Raw genomic sequence first — 15743 nt, 5'->3', positions numbered from 1 at the left:
TCCTTGGCTGGGTGTTGTCCGTGTGGTGGATCAGCAGTCGGTGACGAGCGCGCCGTCACCGCCCGTAGCCGGCGGGCGAACGGAGTGCTGCGTTTTTTGTCCCGTGGTGTCCGGGGTTTTTTCGAGCTGAGTAACCAGTGCCGAGAAGTCGGCGGACAGCTTGTCGTGGGCTATCTGCAACTTTTCGCGGGCCGACTTTTCGACGGCGAAGGTTTCGCCCTGGCTGGCGACATGCTCGGCCATGGCCTCGACGGCCTCGCCGAGTTCAGTGAATAGAGCGGCGTCCTTGCCTTCCTTGTCCTTGCTCTTGCCGAGGAGTTCGAGAACGCGGGTGAACAGGCCTACGACCTTTCCGCTTTCGTCCTCAACTTCTTCGAATTCAAGTTCGATCTCGACAGCCTCGGAAAACAGGTTGCCAGGATCGCGCTTACGGGCTGCCAGTGGGTTCATGTCCGGGTGTTGAGCGCTGAACGTCAGCATCTCGGTGCCCAGGCTGGCCGGGGTGTCGGTAACCGCGATGCCGTCCAGGTAGGCCCGCCCGGTGTCGGCGAATTTCGGACGAATCTCGATGCTGGTGTACATTTTTTGACGCGCCTTGTTCATCGTGATCAGGTCGGCGGTCGGTTCAATCCGGGCAAATAAGGCGAGCTTTTTGGCGCCGGCAATATCGACTTCTTCGGTCTTCAGTGCGACCACATCGCCGTAAGCACGGAATGGGCTGTCGGGCAGCAGGCTGCGCATGTGCTCGATCCATACCCGCGCACCGTAGGTGTTCTGGCTGTAGGTCTCGGCGGCATCGACCAGCCATTGCCGTTCGATCTGGCGACCGTCAGTGGTGGCGCCTTCGACGGCGACGCGGAAGAACTTAGAGAGCTGTTTTTTGCCTGGGTTGTCGGTTTTGCCGGCCATGCGTGGATCCTCAGAGCGGTGGCTGTGTGCCTTGGCGATGAGCGCATGTTGTTGAGCGCGAGCGCGACGGGCAACGAGACGCTGTTGTAGATCGAGGGACTACAAGGACCGGAGCGAGAACTGTACGCGCGCGGGCGGCAGCATCTGCGCCATGAATGCCATTGTCGAATTGCCCACTGATCACCGCCGCCATGCCAAGCACCTGTATTGGCAGGGCTATCGCGTGTGCGAGATCGCTGAGCTGATCGGGGAGAAAGAAAAGACCCTGCACAGCTGGAAGGCCCGCGACGAATGGGACCGGGCGACACCTCTGGAGCGTATCCAGGCGGCGACCGAAGCCCGCCTGGTGCAGTTGATCCTCAAGGACCCCAAGTCAGGATCGGACTACAAGGAAATTGACCTGTTGCACCGTCAACTGGAGCGGCAAGCCCGCATTCAGCGCTTCAATGACGGCGGTACCGAAACCGAGCTGAATCCGAACCTGGCCAAGCGCAACGAGGGGCCGAAGAAGGCGCCGAAGCGCAACGAGTTCGACGAAGAGCACATCGAAAAGCTGACTGAGGCGTTCATTGACGGCTGTTTCGGTTATCAGCTGGATTGGTACAAAGCGGGTAACCAGCGAACCCGGGCGATCCTCAAGTCACGGCAGATCGGCGCGACATACTACTTCGCCCGCGAAGCGCTGATCGATGCGCTGACGACTGGCCGCAACCAGATATTCCTGTCGGCCTCTAAAAACCAGGCGCATATCTTCAAGGCCTACATCCAGGCCTTTGCCCGCGAGGTGGTGGGTGTCGAGCTGACGGGCGACCCGATCATTCTGGGGAATGGTGCGGAGCTGCACTTCCTGGGCACCAACGCCCGGACCGCGCAGGGCTACCACGGCAATTTCTACTTTGACGAATTCTTCTGGACGTTCAAGTTCAAGGAACTGAACAAGGTCGCCAGCGGCATGGCGATGCAGAAGCAGTACCGCCGGACCTACTTTTCGACGCCTTCCAGCATGGCGCACGAGGCCTATACGTTCTGGACGGGCGAGCGGTTCAACAAGGGCAAACCGGCGGCGCAAAGGATAAAAATCGACGTCTCCCATGACGCCCTGCAGCAGGGGCGGCTGTGTGAGGACCGGGTCTGGCGGCAGATCGTCACCATCCTCGACGCGGAGGACCGTGGCTGCGACCTGTTCGACCTCGACGAGCTGCGCCAGGAGTACGACGCCGAGGCGTTCCAGAACCTGCTGATGTGCCAGTTCATCGACGACGGGGCGAGCATATTCCCGCTTGCGATGTTGCAGCCGTGCATGGTGGACAGTTGGGACCTCTGGGCCGAGGACTACAAACCGTTTGCCGCGCGGCCTTTCGGGGATCGTCAGGTCTGGGTGGGTTACGACCCAGCAGAGAATGGTGACAGCGCAGGGTTGGTGGTGATCGGCCCGCCCATGGTGCCTGGCGGCAAGTTCAGGGTGCTGGAAAAACACCAATTCCGGGGCATGGACTTTGCGGCCCAGGCTGAAGCCATTCGCCAGGTCACCAGACGCTACTGGGTGACCTACATCGGGATCGACATCACCGGCATGGGCTCTGGCGTGGCGCAGCTGGTGAAGCAGTTCTTCCCGAACATCACCACGTTCAGCTACTCGCCCGAAGTCAAAACCCGCCTGGTGCTGAAGGCTTATGACGTCATCAAAAACGGTCGTCTGGAGTTCGATGCAGGCTGGACGGACATGGCGCAGTCGTTGATGGCTATCCGCAAAACAATCACCGCCTCCGGGCGCATGTTCACTTACACGGCCGGTCGCACAGACGAGACGGGCCATGCCGACCTGGCGTGGGCGCTGTTCCACGCACTGCACAACGAACCCCTTGAAGGGCAGACCACGGCGAATACCGGATTTATGGAGTCCTACTGATGAGCAGACGTAAGCGCGGAACCCAACTGGCCACCGCTCAGCCACCCGTTGAAGGGGACTTGCTGCCGCCTGAGTCCGGGCCGGTTGAAGCGTTCACTTTCGGTGATCCCGCTCCCGTGCTGGATAGCCGGGAGATCCTCGACTATCTGGAGTGCTGGGCCAATGGGCGTTGGTTTGAAACACCGATGTCCATGGATGGCCTGGCAAAAACGACCCGGGCCAGCGTGTACCTACAGTCGGGGCTGAACTTCAAGCGCAACATGCTCGCCCGCACGTTCGTTCCCCACCGTCTGTTGAGTCGCCAAGCCTTTGAGCAGTTCGCCCTGGACTGGCTCTGGTGTGGCAACTGCTACCTGGAAAAGCGCAACAACATGCTCCGTAACACCATGGGCCTGCTGCCTCCACTGGCGAAATACATGCGCCGGGGTGTGGACATGGAGACCTATTACCAGGTGCGTGGCTGGAAGGATGAGCACGAGTTTGCCCCCGGCTCGATCTGCCACCTGCGTGAGGCTGATATCAACCAAGAGATCTACGGCCTGCCGGAGTGGCTGGCAGCGCTGCAAAGTGCGCTGCTCAACGAGAGCGCCACGCTGTTCCGGCGCAAGTACTACAACAACGGCAGCCACGCCGGTTTCATCCTGTACATGACCGACGCGGCGCAGAAGGAGGAGGACATCGACTCACTGCGCACCGCGCTGAAGAACTCGAAAGGGCCAGGCAACTTTCGCAACCTGTTCGTGTACGCGCCGGCCGGGAAGAAGGACGGCATTCAGCTCATCCCGGTGAGTGAGGTCGCTGCCAAGGACGAATTCAGCTCGATCAAGAACATCAGCCGCGACGACTTGCTCGCGGCGTTGCGCATTCCACCGCAGTTGATGGGCATCGTGCCGCAGAACGCGGGCGGTTTTGGGTCGTTGCGAGAGGCTGCTGAGGTTTGGGCGGTCAACGAGCTGGAACCGTTGCAGGCGAGGCTGGCCCAGGTCAACGAGTGGCTGGGTGAAGAGGTTGTCAGCTTCAAGGAGTTTGAGCTTCCAACGGGGGGGAAGTAGTACCCCCGCGCAGTAAACGAGGCGACGAGCTGGTGCGCTAACACCCGCTCGACGCTGAATCACTCGAACACGCCGAGTGCTCCAACCAAGGCCTCGCCCCACTGCGCAGGGGGTGCGAAGCCTAAGCGAATCCAATTATCGAAACAAGGATCACTTATGAGCACACCAATAATCCCGTGGATGGGCGGCAAGCGTCGCCTGGCAGATCGTCTTATTCCGCTGTTTCCGCCGCATGAATGTTACGTCGAGGTCTTTGCCGGCGGCGCAGCGCTTTACTTCATGCGGCCCCAGGCTGCGCCGGTTGAAGTCCTCAACGACATCAACGGCGACCTGGTGACGTTGTACCGTGTCGTGCAGAACCACCTAGAAGAGTTCGTGCGCCAGTTCAAGTGGGCGCTCAGCTCCCGCCAGGTGTTCGAATGGCAGAAGATGACCAGGCCGGAAACGCTCACCGACATCCAGCGGGCAGCGCGTTTTTTCTACCTGCAGCACCATGCTTTCGCCGGCAAGGTCAGTGGACAGACCTTCGGTACCGCAACAACTGGCCCAGCCATTAACCTGCTGCGGATTGAGGAGAACCTGTCTGCAGCTTGGCAGCGGCTGTCTGGCACCTATGTCGAGAACCTGGGCTGGCTTGAATGTGCTGAGCGCTACGACCGGCCGCACACATTCCATTACATGGACCCACCTTACTGGCAAACCGCCGGCTATGGCGTGGACTTCCCCTTTGAAAACTATGAGCGGATGGCCGACTTCATGCGGCGGTGCAAGGGCAAGGTGATGGTCAGCATTAACGATCACCCAGATATCCGACGTGTATTTGAAGGGTTCCATTTCGAGATGGTGGACATTCGATACAGCACGGCGAATCAACGACAGGGGAAAGTCGAGGTCAGCGGGGAGTTGGTAATCATGAATTGGGAGCCAGCAGTATTGGGAGGGCTGTTCTAGGGAACTGACTGAATCAGACTATTATCCTTGTTCCTCGTGTTGCCCACGGCGGTGCTGACCTTGAGTCATTCAATGGTCTCGGCTGGCTCGCCCTGGTGCAGCACATTGCTTGGGACGTTGACGGTCATATTCGCTCTCGGGTCAGACGTTGGCATCCTGTTTTTGGTGTACTCCTACGTTTCGCCAAATATTTGTGCTTCAGAACCGACCTATGTTTCGATAGTTGTGCGGTTTTTAGTTATTTAAATACTGGAAAATATCTTTTCAAGAAAAAGCTGCCCATTTCAAAAGCATAATCTGGTTGACCATCTTCCATTATGCGATAGCAATAGATTTTTCCAAGCCGTGCCGATGGAATCTCTCCTGCCTTTCCCTGAGAGATTTTTAAAAAGTCTCTAGCTATGCAAAAGCTAATAAAGTCTGCGACTTCAAGTAGGTAATGTGATCCGGGAATCATGAATTTTGGCTCAGGAATATAAATTCCGGCCGCTAGATACGTGAAGAGGCGAGTATATTGCAGTCCTAGGAAACATTCCAACGCCCATCCCTCTGTACGCTCCCCAGATGTCGAATCTTTTATATTATCAAAATGCCAAATAACTCCTTTTTTGTTAATTCGCATGGTGTCAAGTGTAGCTAGCAAAGCTTGCTTAAAGAGATCTTCTTTTTGAGTCTTTATAGCTGAAGCGTTGTCCTTGCGTGCGTCGCCGAGGACTATAGCGCTGGAGAAGTTAAAACACACAAGCTCCGGTGATAAGTCTTTAATCATCTTGGCGAAACGCTGGCCATAGTTGATTTTTTCAGCAACTCCTGGAAAGGCGAAACGCCTTTCTGGTCCACTATCACTCCAGATTTCAGTGAAATGATGAGTCCATGTTTCGGGTGCAAGATCGGGTCTGGCATCCAGTTTGAATTTGTTTAGTTTTGATTTTATTAATTCATGTTTGCTTCTGTGTAATCCTATCAGTGTTAAGCAGAAGAAGTGTATACGTTTTCCGTTGAATTCAACGATTCTTCCCGCTTCATCTCCATATAACCCCCATGTTCCATCACGGTCTATTATGGGTATATTGTGATGATAGTCTAGCATGCAGTTGCTACATTTAACCGGAACAGAGACGGGTATCCATCGACCATCACCATGGTTTGGTACTACTGCTTCGTGGGGGTACTTCATGTCCCCTAACCAGTCTATAGCGTTCTCCGTCCCACAAGCTGAGCAACTTGAAGTAGTAGCCTCAAGCTCTATCAGGTTCAATCCGGGATTTTTCCGATATTGTTTCTTATTGTTCGCCATGAACTTCATCCAGGTTTTTGGTGTCGAGAGGACGGGTAACTAGCAGTTGTGCGGTACATGCTTGCCTTTTCCGTAAAGGTGTCCGCTCTACGGACACCTTTCTCGCGGCAGTTGTTGCTGATCACCTGTCTTGAGTTGCTGTAGCCGAGAATCGTGCAAACATCCTCGGCACAAAACCAATGCTCTTCGTTCACTTCGCTCATAACTCGCACCGGCAACGCTTCAAACTCAAACAGTATGGGCATGATCATCGGTGCGTTCCTTACGAGTCTTGTCCAAAATGTGGCATCGAGCAGTTTGCCCAGCCTGGCTGCGATCGGCAACTCGATCTGCACCTGGCGCGCGCCGTCGTCCCCCCACCTCGCCTGCGGGCTAAATGGGTCGTTTTTTCTGCGCCCCTGCGGACTACTCCGGGCCGCTCAGGCTGGGCGGTAGCTTGGCGTTGTGGGGAGGTCGAAAGCCTGCGGAACCCTGCACCGAGGCGGTATTTCTTCTGAAGGTCTGGAGGCGTTGCTGTGATGGTAGAGGGGGGGGGATTTCAAAAAGAGTAATTTCAGTAATCACCTTCGGGAAAGGGGCTGGAGGCCGCGTATTCCGTGGGCTTTGAGATTACAAAAAGGAGTAACAGAGAAGTAATCGAAAAGGTAATTATTGGCCAATATATTGATTTTAAAGGGCTTTTTTGAAATGGGGAATTACATTTATAAAGAGTAATCAGATTACTTCAATATTACTTAAAAATTACCTTTTGATCGAAATTATAAATCCTTTATTTTCAATGGCTTGAGCGTAAAAATCGACCAAGATTACCTATGTTACTCTTTTTTTTAGCCCGGAAAATTTTGGCAATCATGGTCTCCACATGCAGGCGTGCACGTGTAAACGGCGGTTATCGATCATGCGATGTCTCTGGTCTGCGCCGACACAAAAAAGCCCCCGCACCAGGCTCGAGTGCGGGGGCTTTTTTACATAAGTGGCGTATTGGTAGCGCGATGACCTACCCTTCGCGTCAGTCCAAAATGCCACGACCCGGCTCGGCTGGCTTGCCAAGCACATAGGCCACATGCGAAACGCCAACGTTATTCGCATTGGGCACTACGGCCAACAACTTCCAGCCCTCGGCCAACTTCTTGTTGGCACTGGCTGCACCGGCCACCTGAACCACTTCTACCGCGTCACTCATCTGCATACGTCCTACTCCCTGTGGTGGTGGCCTATTGTAAGCGCAGCCGCAGATAAGGTGGGGGTTCCTTTCAGATCGGATGTTGTAGAAACTGATTTGACTCAGCGCGTACTTGGGCTTAGATGTCGCAAAAAACCTATAGGGAAAAATTTATGCCCTTACTACATCGATACGAATCCCTACTGCTTAAAAAAAACGTATGCCTATCAGAGTCCTACGCGCATCGTATGAGCCAGTGCCTAGCATTACGGCTTCAATACTGTTCATCGCTCAGAACGATCAATAAATTTTCGGTATTAGATGAGATCGCACTGCTTGAAAAACTATCGACAAGTCGGCCTACGGGTACAAAAGCAGCTGAAAAATTCAGAGGTCCCATTTTAGGACGGTTCTGGCACAAGCATTACTTTGACGCAAAGCATCTGCCCCAGAACATCTTGAACAAATGGTTCGGCGATTACGCAGTGAAGCAGGGACTGCTGAAGATGAAGCTACATGAAGTATTGAAGTCGGACGAGGATGATACGGATATGGAAAAGTACTGGGAGGCTAAGGCCAACCGTGTGGCACATGCACTCGTCTATGGCGGGGTTGAAGCGAGAAGAAATAGAGGGGCGTTGACAGGCGAATGGATAATTTATTATGAGCATGCCGGACTGAATTATTATTTAGATTTAGCTGACCACAAGGAATTAGAGGATCAGCAAAAACTTTTTGATCGCCTGATGGATGAATGCGCGTGGGAGTACCCCTTCGCGTTCAGCTCGTCAGATTAGTGGAAAGTTTAGGCTGTTTTATTGGTGTTAAGATAATGCAACGCCGAAGCGTTCTTTCTTAAGAGGAAGTGGAGGTTTTGTTCCTGTTAGGTTTTGAATTAATGTTTCTGTTAGTTTGATGTCTTCATCTATGTCCTTTATTTCTTTTTCGTAATCGTCGAGTGAGATTTTATTTGCTTTAAGAAGGTCGGAAAGCTGTTTTTGTTGGTCGTGAAGAGAGGCCAATTCTTTTGTGGTGATTTTTAATGCGTGCAGAGTGGTTTTTCTGAACTCTACCTGTGTGTTTTCATTGAGTTGCAGTAGTTCTTCGGTATATTTGCCAAACTTTGAGTGGGTGAGCATTGTGCCATTGGCTGCATCAAATTTTAGGTGCTTGCTCATTATGTAGTCACAGGGGTTAACAATGTAAGGCCCTTTCTTTTCGTCTGTGGGCCAATCATTGTTTTTTCGTGAATTACAGCTGCCGCAGCAGTAGTACAGATTTTGATAGTCGCATACCAGTCCGGCAAATTTTAAGATGCCTTTAGGTTTATAGTGATCAACGCCAAAGTTCAGGTTTGGGGCGCTACTGTCCGGTTGACGGCAATAAACGCACGTTCTTGAGAATTCGTGCTGCAAATAGCGTTTATAGGTTTGATATCGTTTGAATAGTCTAGGCGTCAAGGATCTTGAATGCTTTGACTTTGGGTATTGAAATACTGTGATTGTCAAACTGAAAGTCCTAGGCGTTGGGCGCGATTCAATCTCGATTGCTCAACTGACTTTATTGAATCTATAGAACTTTCCAAGTGGCTAATTTGCTCCGCCGTAACTCTTGGGGATTTTTCGATAAGCCTTGAGTTAAGGATTTCTAGTCGTGCAATCATTTCTGCTGACACAGAGTCGTTCGCGTATTTTATTGCAAGGAGTCTTATGCGTGATTCTGCAATTTTACTGACTTCTATATCCTTGGCGCTGACTTGATGTTCGTTGCCCAAAGCGCGGAAGGGAGCGCAATCAACAGCCTTCGGTACCAATGACGTTGAGTCAAGTTGACTGGTGGTTTTGGCGAGTTTTTGGAACGATTCAATGTTTCGATTAGCAGAGTTCGTGCCAGGATATGCTGTGGCTAAAAACTGAGTTGCGCCAAAGATCGAGTTGCTCGCTGGAGGATTAGACCTCAATGGTGCTTGCGACGTATAAAACATCGAAGGAGAAGGAATGGGGGCGACGTCTACGTAATATTCCATATTTAAACCCCTTTTCTAGATCTTAAGTCCGTTGATAGGAACTCTCTAGCTTTCTCAGTAATCGACCAGTCGAAAATGTCAAATGCCTGGCGGTGCATCACATCTACTGCGTCCAAGGCATCTGACACTAAGACTTCGGTACGATAAGTGTCAGTGTCAATTAAATAACTAGGTCTTACTGGCTGTTCCGGATTTCCATGGTTAAGTTGAATTCCATGTTGGAGTAGGCAACCCCCATCGTCAGCCAATAGCTGCATTCTTCCCCCAAAGTCATTAATGCCAATGAAATGTCTGGAGGTAATAGATGCCGTCAATAGTGGGTTGACCCAGGCTGTTATGTCTTCATCTGAGGTTTTCAGTATGTTGATATATCGAAGCCCAATTCTAGTGAAAAAGTCCGAGTCAATTATTTTTTCTGCAGCATCTATGACTTGAAGGATTCTTTCTCGTAGATTGCTAAATCCAGAATAAGTAGTTGTTTCAATCGCTATGCTATTTTCTTTTAAAGAAATGCTCCAGTTCGACTTAGCAGATCTAAAAACGTGAACATTGCTGGAGCCTGCGCTATTTGATCCGACGCCGAGAGTAAATTCATTATTCATCTCCAGGATTGGATAGTCTTTACGAAGCGCTTTCACAAATGAGGAAGGTGGGCGTTGTTCGCCCAGCTCAATTAGCGTCGGAAATCGTAATTCGCAAACAGCCTGCTTCAAAAAGTTATGCTTGAAGCGATTCTGGTTGTCAGACCGCGTAAGTACTAATTCGTCAGCTTTCCAACTTGCGCTCATGAGGTACTCGTCGCTAGGTACAAAAAAGGTGGCTATGATTGCACGGAATCTAAGTGCTGTCAGTATCCTAGGCGAAATCAGCCACACCTGCCCTAAAAAATCAAGCTATTCGTTCAAGTTGGCAAAGATTTTCCTTAATTTACGGTCGTTTGGCTTTCATCGTCCGAATGACTCACGGGAAAAGTCTTTGTGGCTCATCGCCATTCACGGGAGTTATTCGCGTCTTCTCAGTCGAGCTAGTCCCTGTTTCACAAAGCCTGAGTTTTCACCAATGGCATGAAGCGCCCCTCGCGCGTTCTCCCCGGCCTCCGAGCCGTTTTGCTGCTCTACCCATAGCGTCAGCTCCATGACTGCTGCCTCTAGGGCCAGTTGGTTGAGGTACATCCTTTCAAGCACGTCTACCAAAGAATATTCGTGTGCCATTGTCGGCTCCTGCATCAGACTGGTTTGAGCATAGCAGCGGCATTGAGCGGCTTAGATTTGATATTTTGATAACCCTCGCTCGTTACCAGGCGGTCGTTCACTCATAAGGCAGCGTGGGTGCTCGGGAATGTTCTACTTGGTACGAAAGTGGTACGGCCGATTAAGGGCAGCGCTGTAGTGCCCGTATTGTGAGGCCTGTAGGTTTAGGCGTTCCAATCCATCATCGGGGCGACGGAGAAGCGGCGGGAGAGGGCTTGCAGTGGAGCTATGACTGAAGGCATTGGGATCTGGAATGGAGAATGCGAAGGGTGAGCAGTTTATCAGGAACGGGTTTGAAAGGCCGGGTATTGATCGTCTGGCACGAGACTCAGTTTTAAATAAATCTGTCCCCTTTTTTCCTGGATTGCTACGCGAAGCAGTTGGACAGCGATATGGGCGAGCTCTTCGCTTATATCGATAGCTGCGCCTTAGTCAAATATTTTGGCCAACATCCACAGATCGAACTGCGTTATGTCCTGGCCTGTCTGCGAGATACCAATGAGGCAAATAAGACAATTTCATCAGCCCGCTGCATCGTCTAACGAGGCATCGCTCCGTCCATAGATGGGGTTCGCCGAACGAATCCAATTATCGGCGTATTGTGGACGCTCAGTTTGTAGGGCGTGTTTAACCACCCATTACAACCTTAAGCCTAAATCCCAAGGGAACGTCGAAATTTCTGAAGTTACTGACACCGCAGCCCAGTTGATCTTCAATTTATCCGCAGGAGTTATAAGCACGGCTTCGTTCCTGTCCCACTGGAAATCATCATCTATTAAAAGGGGCCCCGGAATGTGCGGGTTTAACACCCCGAAAGCGATGTGGTGAAAAGCTCCTCGTGGCCCTTCACTGCCTGTGATCAGTAGTTCACTATGCCGAGTGGAATCATTGAACGTTAATGAAAGATGATCCACTTGGAGATCAGCCACGACTATTTTCCCTAGCGGGGGCAGTCAAAATGTAATGCAGGGAAATCAAACGTCGTTTTTTCATCTGTGAGCGCTACGGCGAGTGTTAATAGAGAACGGTTAGCGTCGAATGTTAGAGAAACCAGGGAGTCGGAAAATCGGTAGCCCCACCAATTTTCGGCAATCCTATTCGGTGGTCCAAGTTGCTCTTTAATCCATTCCGCAGGGGCTCCCAATTCAATGCCCGTAAAGATGTTTTTAGGCGTTTTTTTTGCCTGTAGCAGTACAGACGGTCGTCCAAGTCTGGATCTCAAAGTCCTAATGCCTTGCGTTCCCATCGCTAGCCACAGAAGTGTAGCGCTGCCGAGAAACCCACCGATGGCGTTTATAGCAATGTCAGCAAGGTGTAGAGAATTAGCTAAATCAATGAATGTGCTCATGGCTCCACTCTAAATTATCTGAAGTTTTTAATGGTAGCCGTCATCGCCCCGCCCGTAGATAGGCACAGGGCAGCTTTTGGCCGAATATTGCCGTGAACGAACAGCACTCGATTTAGAGACGCACGTCAGGGATGGTTTGAAGGGCTATAGGGTGATGCGAGGTTCTTGTTACGGTTCAACTCAGTACTCGACGGGGCCAAAATGCCCTTTATACCCGACTTGGGTGAGGACTAAGCGATTGATGCGCTACTTAAGGCCGCTCTGTTCTCAGAGTGCAGCTTCCACGGCAGAGTTGAGCTCCTTACTCAGGTTCCCCAGGTGAGCCCGAAGCACATGGTCCTGTTCATCGAAAAATTGCTTGAGGGTATACAGGTAGTCCTTTTTTTCCCTGTAGCCATAGGGGGTGATGAGGTGTGTACGCATCACATTAGCTAACGGTGCCAAGTGCGCATGCTGCTCCAAATCACGCAGGGTCGTGAGCGCCACACCAAGCAATTCACCCTTGAGTCGGCGGGGCAAGCGCGGAGATGTCAAGATAGCCTGCATAACTCGGCCGATGGCTTCCGCGGCTTCGAAGGAGATGTAAACGTGATTGCCTTCGAGTTGGTTGGGTCTTAGCACGTCGCCAGGTTTCGTTAGCGATTCGGCATCTCTAACCCACACCGCGGTAGCGTCAACGATTTCGTACAACAGGTAGCCCAGCGGTGTTGGGAACTCATAGTCCTCGTCTTCGGGGCGAACTTCGCGAGCGCGATCGACTAAACGTCCAGCGAAATGAGGCATGTAGTGGAGCCACAAGTGATCAGCGGTACGCTGATGCAGGCCTTCCAGGACCATTATCCTGAAGAACCAGATGCCTGCATAAATCGGGTCGTGGTGTTTTCCAACATCTTTAAAGGTAAGCAGCCGCCCGTTGAATTTCTTTTCTAGAGCTTCATCTGCATCAATTCGCGCGAGTACGGCCTCGCCAATAGACCGGTAGACCCCGAGTCGGGCTGCTACGCCAACATCGGCAAAGTAGAACCGCAAGATGCGGTTCTCATCAGGCAGCCTCAAGCGGCGTCCGCCCTCGCCGAAGTTTTTGTTGTTCTTGAGCTCGCTGTACAAGACGCTAGCTTCATTTGCCAACAGTGCGTTGAAGAACTCGTCTTGGAAGTCCTCTTCAAAGCGTGTTGCGCGCTCCATGACCTCCATACAAAGGTATGGTCGAACGATTGCGAGGTGTCCAGCAAGTCGACGGGATGACAATAATCGTTTTACGACGATGGCGGCACGGCGCTGCAGCCGCTGCGAGGGGCCAACCAGGTCAGCAAGCCACTCGCGAAAACTGAACCATTTGCGGAATAACCAGTTTACCGGAGCACCTTCTCCTAACGAGAAGGATCCGTCGTCTCGGAAGATTAGTTGGAAGTCGGGTCGTGGGGGGCGAATAGCGCTGGCCAAATGGTTTCGCACGCTCTCTGGCGCCGCAAGATCAAGAGCAGATGCGAGATGACGATGCAGCAAGTCAGCAAGCTCATCTAGCTTACCTGCGTGCAATAGTGAGGTGCTCAGGTCATCGAATAGGCCTAGGTTCCACCGTGTAAGCTTCGTCCTGCGCGACCGCCAGTAGACAAATCCAGCGAGGAGTAGAAACAGCAGGTACTGGGTGGCGCTCTTGTCGAATCCCCATAGCCAGGGGCCAAAGCTAGGCACTCCTAGTGTGGAGAGTACGGGCTGGAAAAAAAAGCCATGGATGACTAGCAGGGCCGACCAAATAACCAGCCAGTCGAACCAATTCAAGCTTAACCGGAAGCTGAGTCTGGCAGTGCTAGGCACGATCGCCCACACCGCAGCGATTAAGCCTAGCATGGTGAGTAATGCGCTAGTGTCAATGCCAGCAGGGTTCATAAAGTGATTCAACCGTATAATAACTGTGGGGCCAAGGATTTTACTGAAGCAGTTGTGATTGTTACGGAGCAGCACCGTCTTCACGGACACATTGATGGCCTGCCCGGCACTCCCACTTTGCATAGCTCATATTGCAGTCAGTGGGTACTAACTGCTATTGCTGACGATTCGCTTCGAAAAGAACCAAGCATAGCACTGACAATGCTTGGGATTACTGCATCCAGCGAGAAAGGGACTGATTTTCAGTGCATAAGAATGGTGTTGATACGAAATTGGTGCTGATGGTCGGCGGTAGCGCTGTAGTGCCTGTACTGTGAGGGCTTTAGGTTTAGGCCTTCCAACCCATCATGGGTGCAACGCTGAAGAGACGGGACAGGGCTTGCGGTGGCGCTATGTCTGAGGAAATTGGGATCTGGGACGGAGATTGCTAAGGGTTAGCAGTTTATAAGGAATGGCTTAGAGAAGCTGGGGTTGATCGTACGAGACTAGATCAATATTAAATAAATCTGTCCCCTTTTTTCGATGAAAAGTGGTCGTGGTTAGAAAGGCTATATTAGAAGCTGAGACGATTTTCTTAATTCTTGGGGAGGAGAAATGGAATTTAATAATCGTGAGATTTCTATAATAATTTGGACTGCTGTCGCTATTATTGCTATGTGTTTCCTGAGAGATATCAGGAGTAATTTACTTGAAATATTTAAAGCTTTTTTTAGTCGTCATTTTCTAGGTTTTTTTTCGCTAGCTTTTTTATGGATGACTGTCTGCGTTTACGGCCTGTATCGAGTTGATTTGTGGGAGTATGCAAATCTCAAAACAACCATTGTATGGGGTGCGACGTTTGCCTTCAGCTCAATGTTTAGTTTATCTAAGATTAGATCCGACAGGTCTTTTTTTAGTGGGCTTGTTAGCGGTGCTGTAAAGCCGACAGCCATCGTTGTGTTCGTTACTAGTCTCTATTCTTTTTCTTTGTGGGTGGAGATTTTTCTCGTTCCGCTTGTGGTCTTTCTTAGTTTGCTTAGCGCGGTTTCTTCCCGTGAAGAAAAAAATGCAATGATTACAAAGTATTTAGATCGTTTGGTCATCGTTATAGGTGTCGCATATTTGACGAATGCTGCTTTTGAGATGGTCAATGATTTTACTTCTTTTGCAAGTGGGACAAACTTCAAGGATTTCTTTGGTCCGGTAATTCTCACTTTTATGTTTTTCCCTTTTCTTTATTTATTTGGGCTATACGGGGCTTACGATGTTGCATTTGCTCAAATAGGATTGAGGTTGAAAGATGAGAAGATAGCGGCTTACGCCAAGCGGACTGCATTGATGATGTTTAGAACAGATGTCGAGTTAATGCAGCAGTGGCTGCTAGAATTGCATAACTGGGCCGCATCAGGCCCCGCAGAAATCAAAGCTTCAATTGTTTCTATGAAATACCGAAGACGCAGAGAAAAAAAACCTTTGTCTGTAGCTAGCGCTGATGGGTGGGTGCCCCGAGACGCTCGAAGATTTTTGTACGGTTTTCGGTTGGAGATTGATACGTATAGACCTGCGTATGGGTACGAGAATTGGTTCGGAAACTCAAAGTATATCGAGGTTGGTGCTAACTTTCGATCTTCTAATATTTCCTATTACATAAGAGGTGGGGAGGATGTTGTAAGGCACGTGAAGCTCGTGCTTAACGTGAATTCGGAAGAGGATATAGCAATTGCTGAAGATAGCTTTAGGGAGATTGCTGAAAGTTTGCTTAGGGTAGTGTTTGACTGTGTGCCGAGTTCTTTGGAGGCACCATTGAATGAGGCTGAGAATATGAGGTGTGTTGTTGGGGGACGTGGGGTGCAGTTCTGTAAGGAAATGTATGTGCGCGGAGCGCCTGGAGGTTACACAAGATCTATTGGAATTTATAACGATGATGCCTTTTGTGATGAAGGGGATTGAGTCCGATTTGGTTAAAGTCG

The 15743-nt window shown here is 51.0% G+C and carries 16 protein-coding genes; 5 read left to right on the top strand and 11 right to left on the bottom strand.

Annotation, left to right across the window (positions count from 1 at the left end; all coding sequences use genetic code 11):
* Nucleotides 1-30: 30 nt before the first annotated feature.
* Nucleotides 31-909: a GPO family capsid scaffolding protein gene (locus JFU58_RS26550; protein ID WP_201142750.1), complete on the bottom strand. Its 879-nt coding sequence runs from the start codon at nucleotides 907-909 to the stop codon at nucleotides 31-33.
* Between the two features lie 151 nt (nucleotides 910-1060).
* Between JFU58_RS26550 and JFU58_RS26545 the strand changes: the two genes are divergently transcribed.
* From JFU58_RS26545 to JFU58_RS26535, 3 genes are all read left to right on the top strand, one after another.
* Nucleotides 1061-2818, top strand: a complete 1758-nt coding sequence (locus JFU58_RS26545; protein ID WP_201142749.1) for a terminase ATPase subunit family protein — start codon at nucleotides 1061-1063, stop codon at nucleotides 2816-2818.
* The gene (locus tag JFU58_RS26540; RefSeq protein WP_017477265.1) at nucleotides 2818-3870 is read left to right on the top strand and encodes a phage portal protein; all 1053 of its coding nucleotides are present in this window, start codon (nucleotides 2818-2820) and stop codon (nucleotides 3868-3870) included. Before JFU58_RS26545 ends, JFU58_RS26540 begins: the two co-directional genes overlap by 1 nt.
* Nucleotides 3871-4026: 156 nt before the next feature.
* A complete protein-coding gene (locus tag JFU58_RS26535; protein WP_201142748.1) occupies nucleotides 4027-4821 on the top strand; it encodes a DNA adenine methylase in 795 nt (264 codons plus the stop codon).
* A 238-nt stretch (nucleotides 4822-5059) separates the two neighbouring features.
* On the opposite strand, the gene JFU58_RS26530 is transcribed toward JFU58_RS26535, so the two are convergent.
* The 3 genes from JFU58_RS26530 to JFU58_RS26520 form a co-directional block, all read right to left on the bottom strand.
* Nucleotides 5060-6118, bottom strand: a complete 1059-nt coding sequence (locus JFU58_RS26530) for a hypothetical protein (RefSeq protein ID WP_201142747.1) — start codon at nucleotides 6116-6118, stop codon at nucleotides 5060-5062.
* Nucleotides 6119-6123: 5 nt separating this feature from the next.
* Nucleotides 6124-6369, bottom strand: a complete 246-nt coding sequence (locus JFU58_RS26525) for a BRO family protein (protein WP_201142746.1) — start codon at nucleotides 6367-6369, stop codon at nucleotides 6124-6126.
* Between the two features lie 758 nt (nucleotides 6370-7127).
* On the bottom strand, nucleotides 7128-7301 hold the full coding sequence (locus JFU58_RS26520; protein WP_177026827.1) for a hypothetical protein: 174 nt from the start codon (nucleotides 7299-7301) through the stop codon (nucleotides 7128-7130).
* Between the two features lie 227 nt (nucleotides 7302-7528).
* On the opposite strand from JFU58_RS26520, the gene JFU58_RS26515 reads away from it, so the two are divergent.
* Nucleotides 7529-8077 (top strand): hypothetical protein, encoded by a 549-nt coding sequence (locus JFU58_RS26515; RefSeq protein WP_177026826.1) that lies wholly within the window; start codon nucleotides 7529-7531, stop codon nucleotides 8075-8077.
* Between the two features lie 27 nt (nucleotides 8078-8104).
* Here the strand turns inward: JFU58_RS26515 and JFU58_RS26510 are convergent, their stop codons facing one another.
* From JFU58_RS26510 to JFU58_RS26480, 7 genes are all read right to left on the bottom strand, one after another.
* Nucleotides 8105-8458, bottom strand: coding sequence for a hypothetical protein (locus tag JFU58_RS26510; protein ID WP_177026825.1), 354 nt, complete (start codon nucleotides 8456-8458; stop codon nucleotides 8105-8107).
* Nucleotides 8459-8784: 326 nt separating this feature from the next.
* The gene (locus JFU58_RS26505) at nucleotides 8785-9306 is read right to left on the bottom strand and encodes a hypothetical protein (protein ID WP_177026824.1); all 522 of its coding nucleotides are present in this window, start codon (nucleotides 9304-9306) and stop codon (nucleotides 8785-8787) included.
* 2 nt (nucleotides 9307-9308) lie between these two features.
* A complete protein-coding gene (locus JFU58_RS26500) occupies nucleotides 9309-10094 on the bottom strand; it encodes a TIGR04255 family protein (protein ID WP_177026823.1) in 786 nt (261 codons plus the stop codon).
* Between the two features lie 213 nt (nucleotides 10095-10307).
* Nucleotides 10308-10517, bottom strand: coding sequence for a hypothetical protein (locus tag JFU58_RS26495; RefSeq protein WP_010176277.1), 210 nt, complete (start codon nucleotides 10515-10517; stop codon nucleotides 10308-10310).
* 677 nt (nucleotides 10518-11194) lie between these two features.
* Nucleotides 11195-11485: a hypothetical protein gene (locus tag JFU58_RS26490; protein WP_201142745.1), complete on the bottom strand. Its 291-nt coding sequence runs from the start codon at nucleotides 11483-11485 to the stop codon at nucleotides 11195-11197.
* A gap of 11 nt (nucleotides 11486-11496) precedes the next feature.
* Nucleotides 11497-11904 carry a hypothetical protein gene (locus tag JFU58_RS26485; RefSeq protein ID WP_201142744.1) on the bottom strand — a complete coding sequence of 136 codons (408 nt, stop codon included), beginning with the start codon at nucleotides 11902-11904 and terminating at the stop codon, nucleotides 11497-11499.
* Between the two features lie 267 nt (nucleotides 11905-12171).
* Nucleotides 12172-13884, bottom strand: a complete 1713-nt coding sequence (locus JFU58_RS26480; RefSeq protein WP_201142743.1) for a hypothetical protein — start codon at nucleotides 13882-13884, stop codon at nucleotides 12172-12174.
* Nucleotides 13885-14388: 504 nt separating this feature from the next.
* Between JFU58_RS26480 and JFU58_RS26475 the strand changes: the two genes are divergently transcribed.
* Nucleotides 14389-15723, top strand: coding sequence for a hypothetical protein (locus tag JFU58_RS26475; RefSeq protein WP_177026820.1), 1335 nt, complete (start codon nucleotides 14389-14391; stop codon nucleotides 15721-15723).
* The last annotated feature ends 20 nt before the right edge of the window (nucleotides 15724-15743 follow it).

Origin of the sequence: Pseudomonas sp. TH34 (assembly GCF_016650865.1) — a bacterium.
Classification (GTDB): Bacteria; Pseudomonadota; Gammaproteobacteria; order Pseudomonadales; family Pseudomonadaceae; genus Aquipseudomonas; species Aquipseudomonas yamanorum.
Note: the sequence above shows the minus strand (reverse complement) of the source record. Positions and strands in the feature narration are given on the sequence as shown.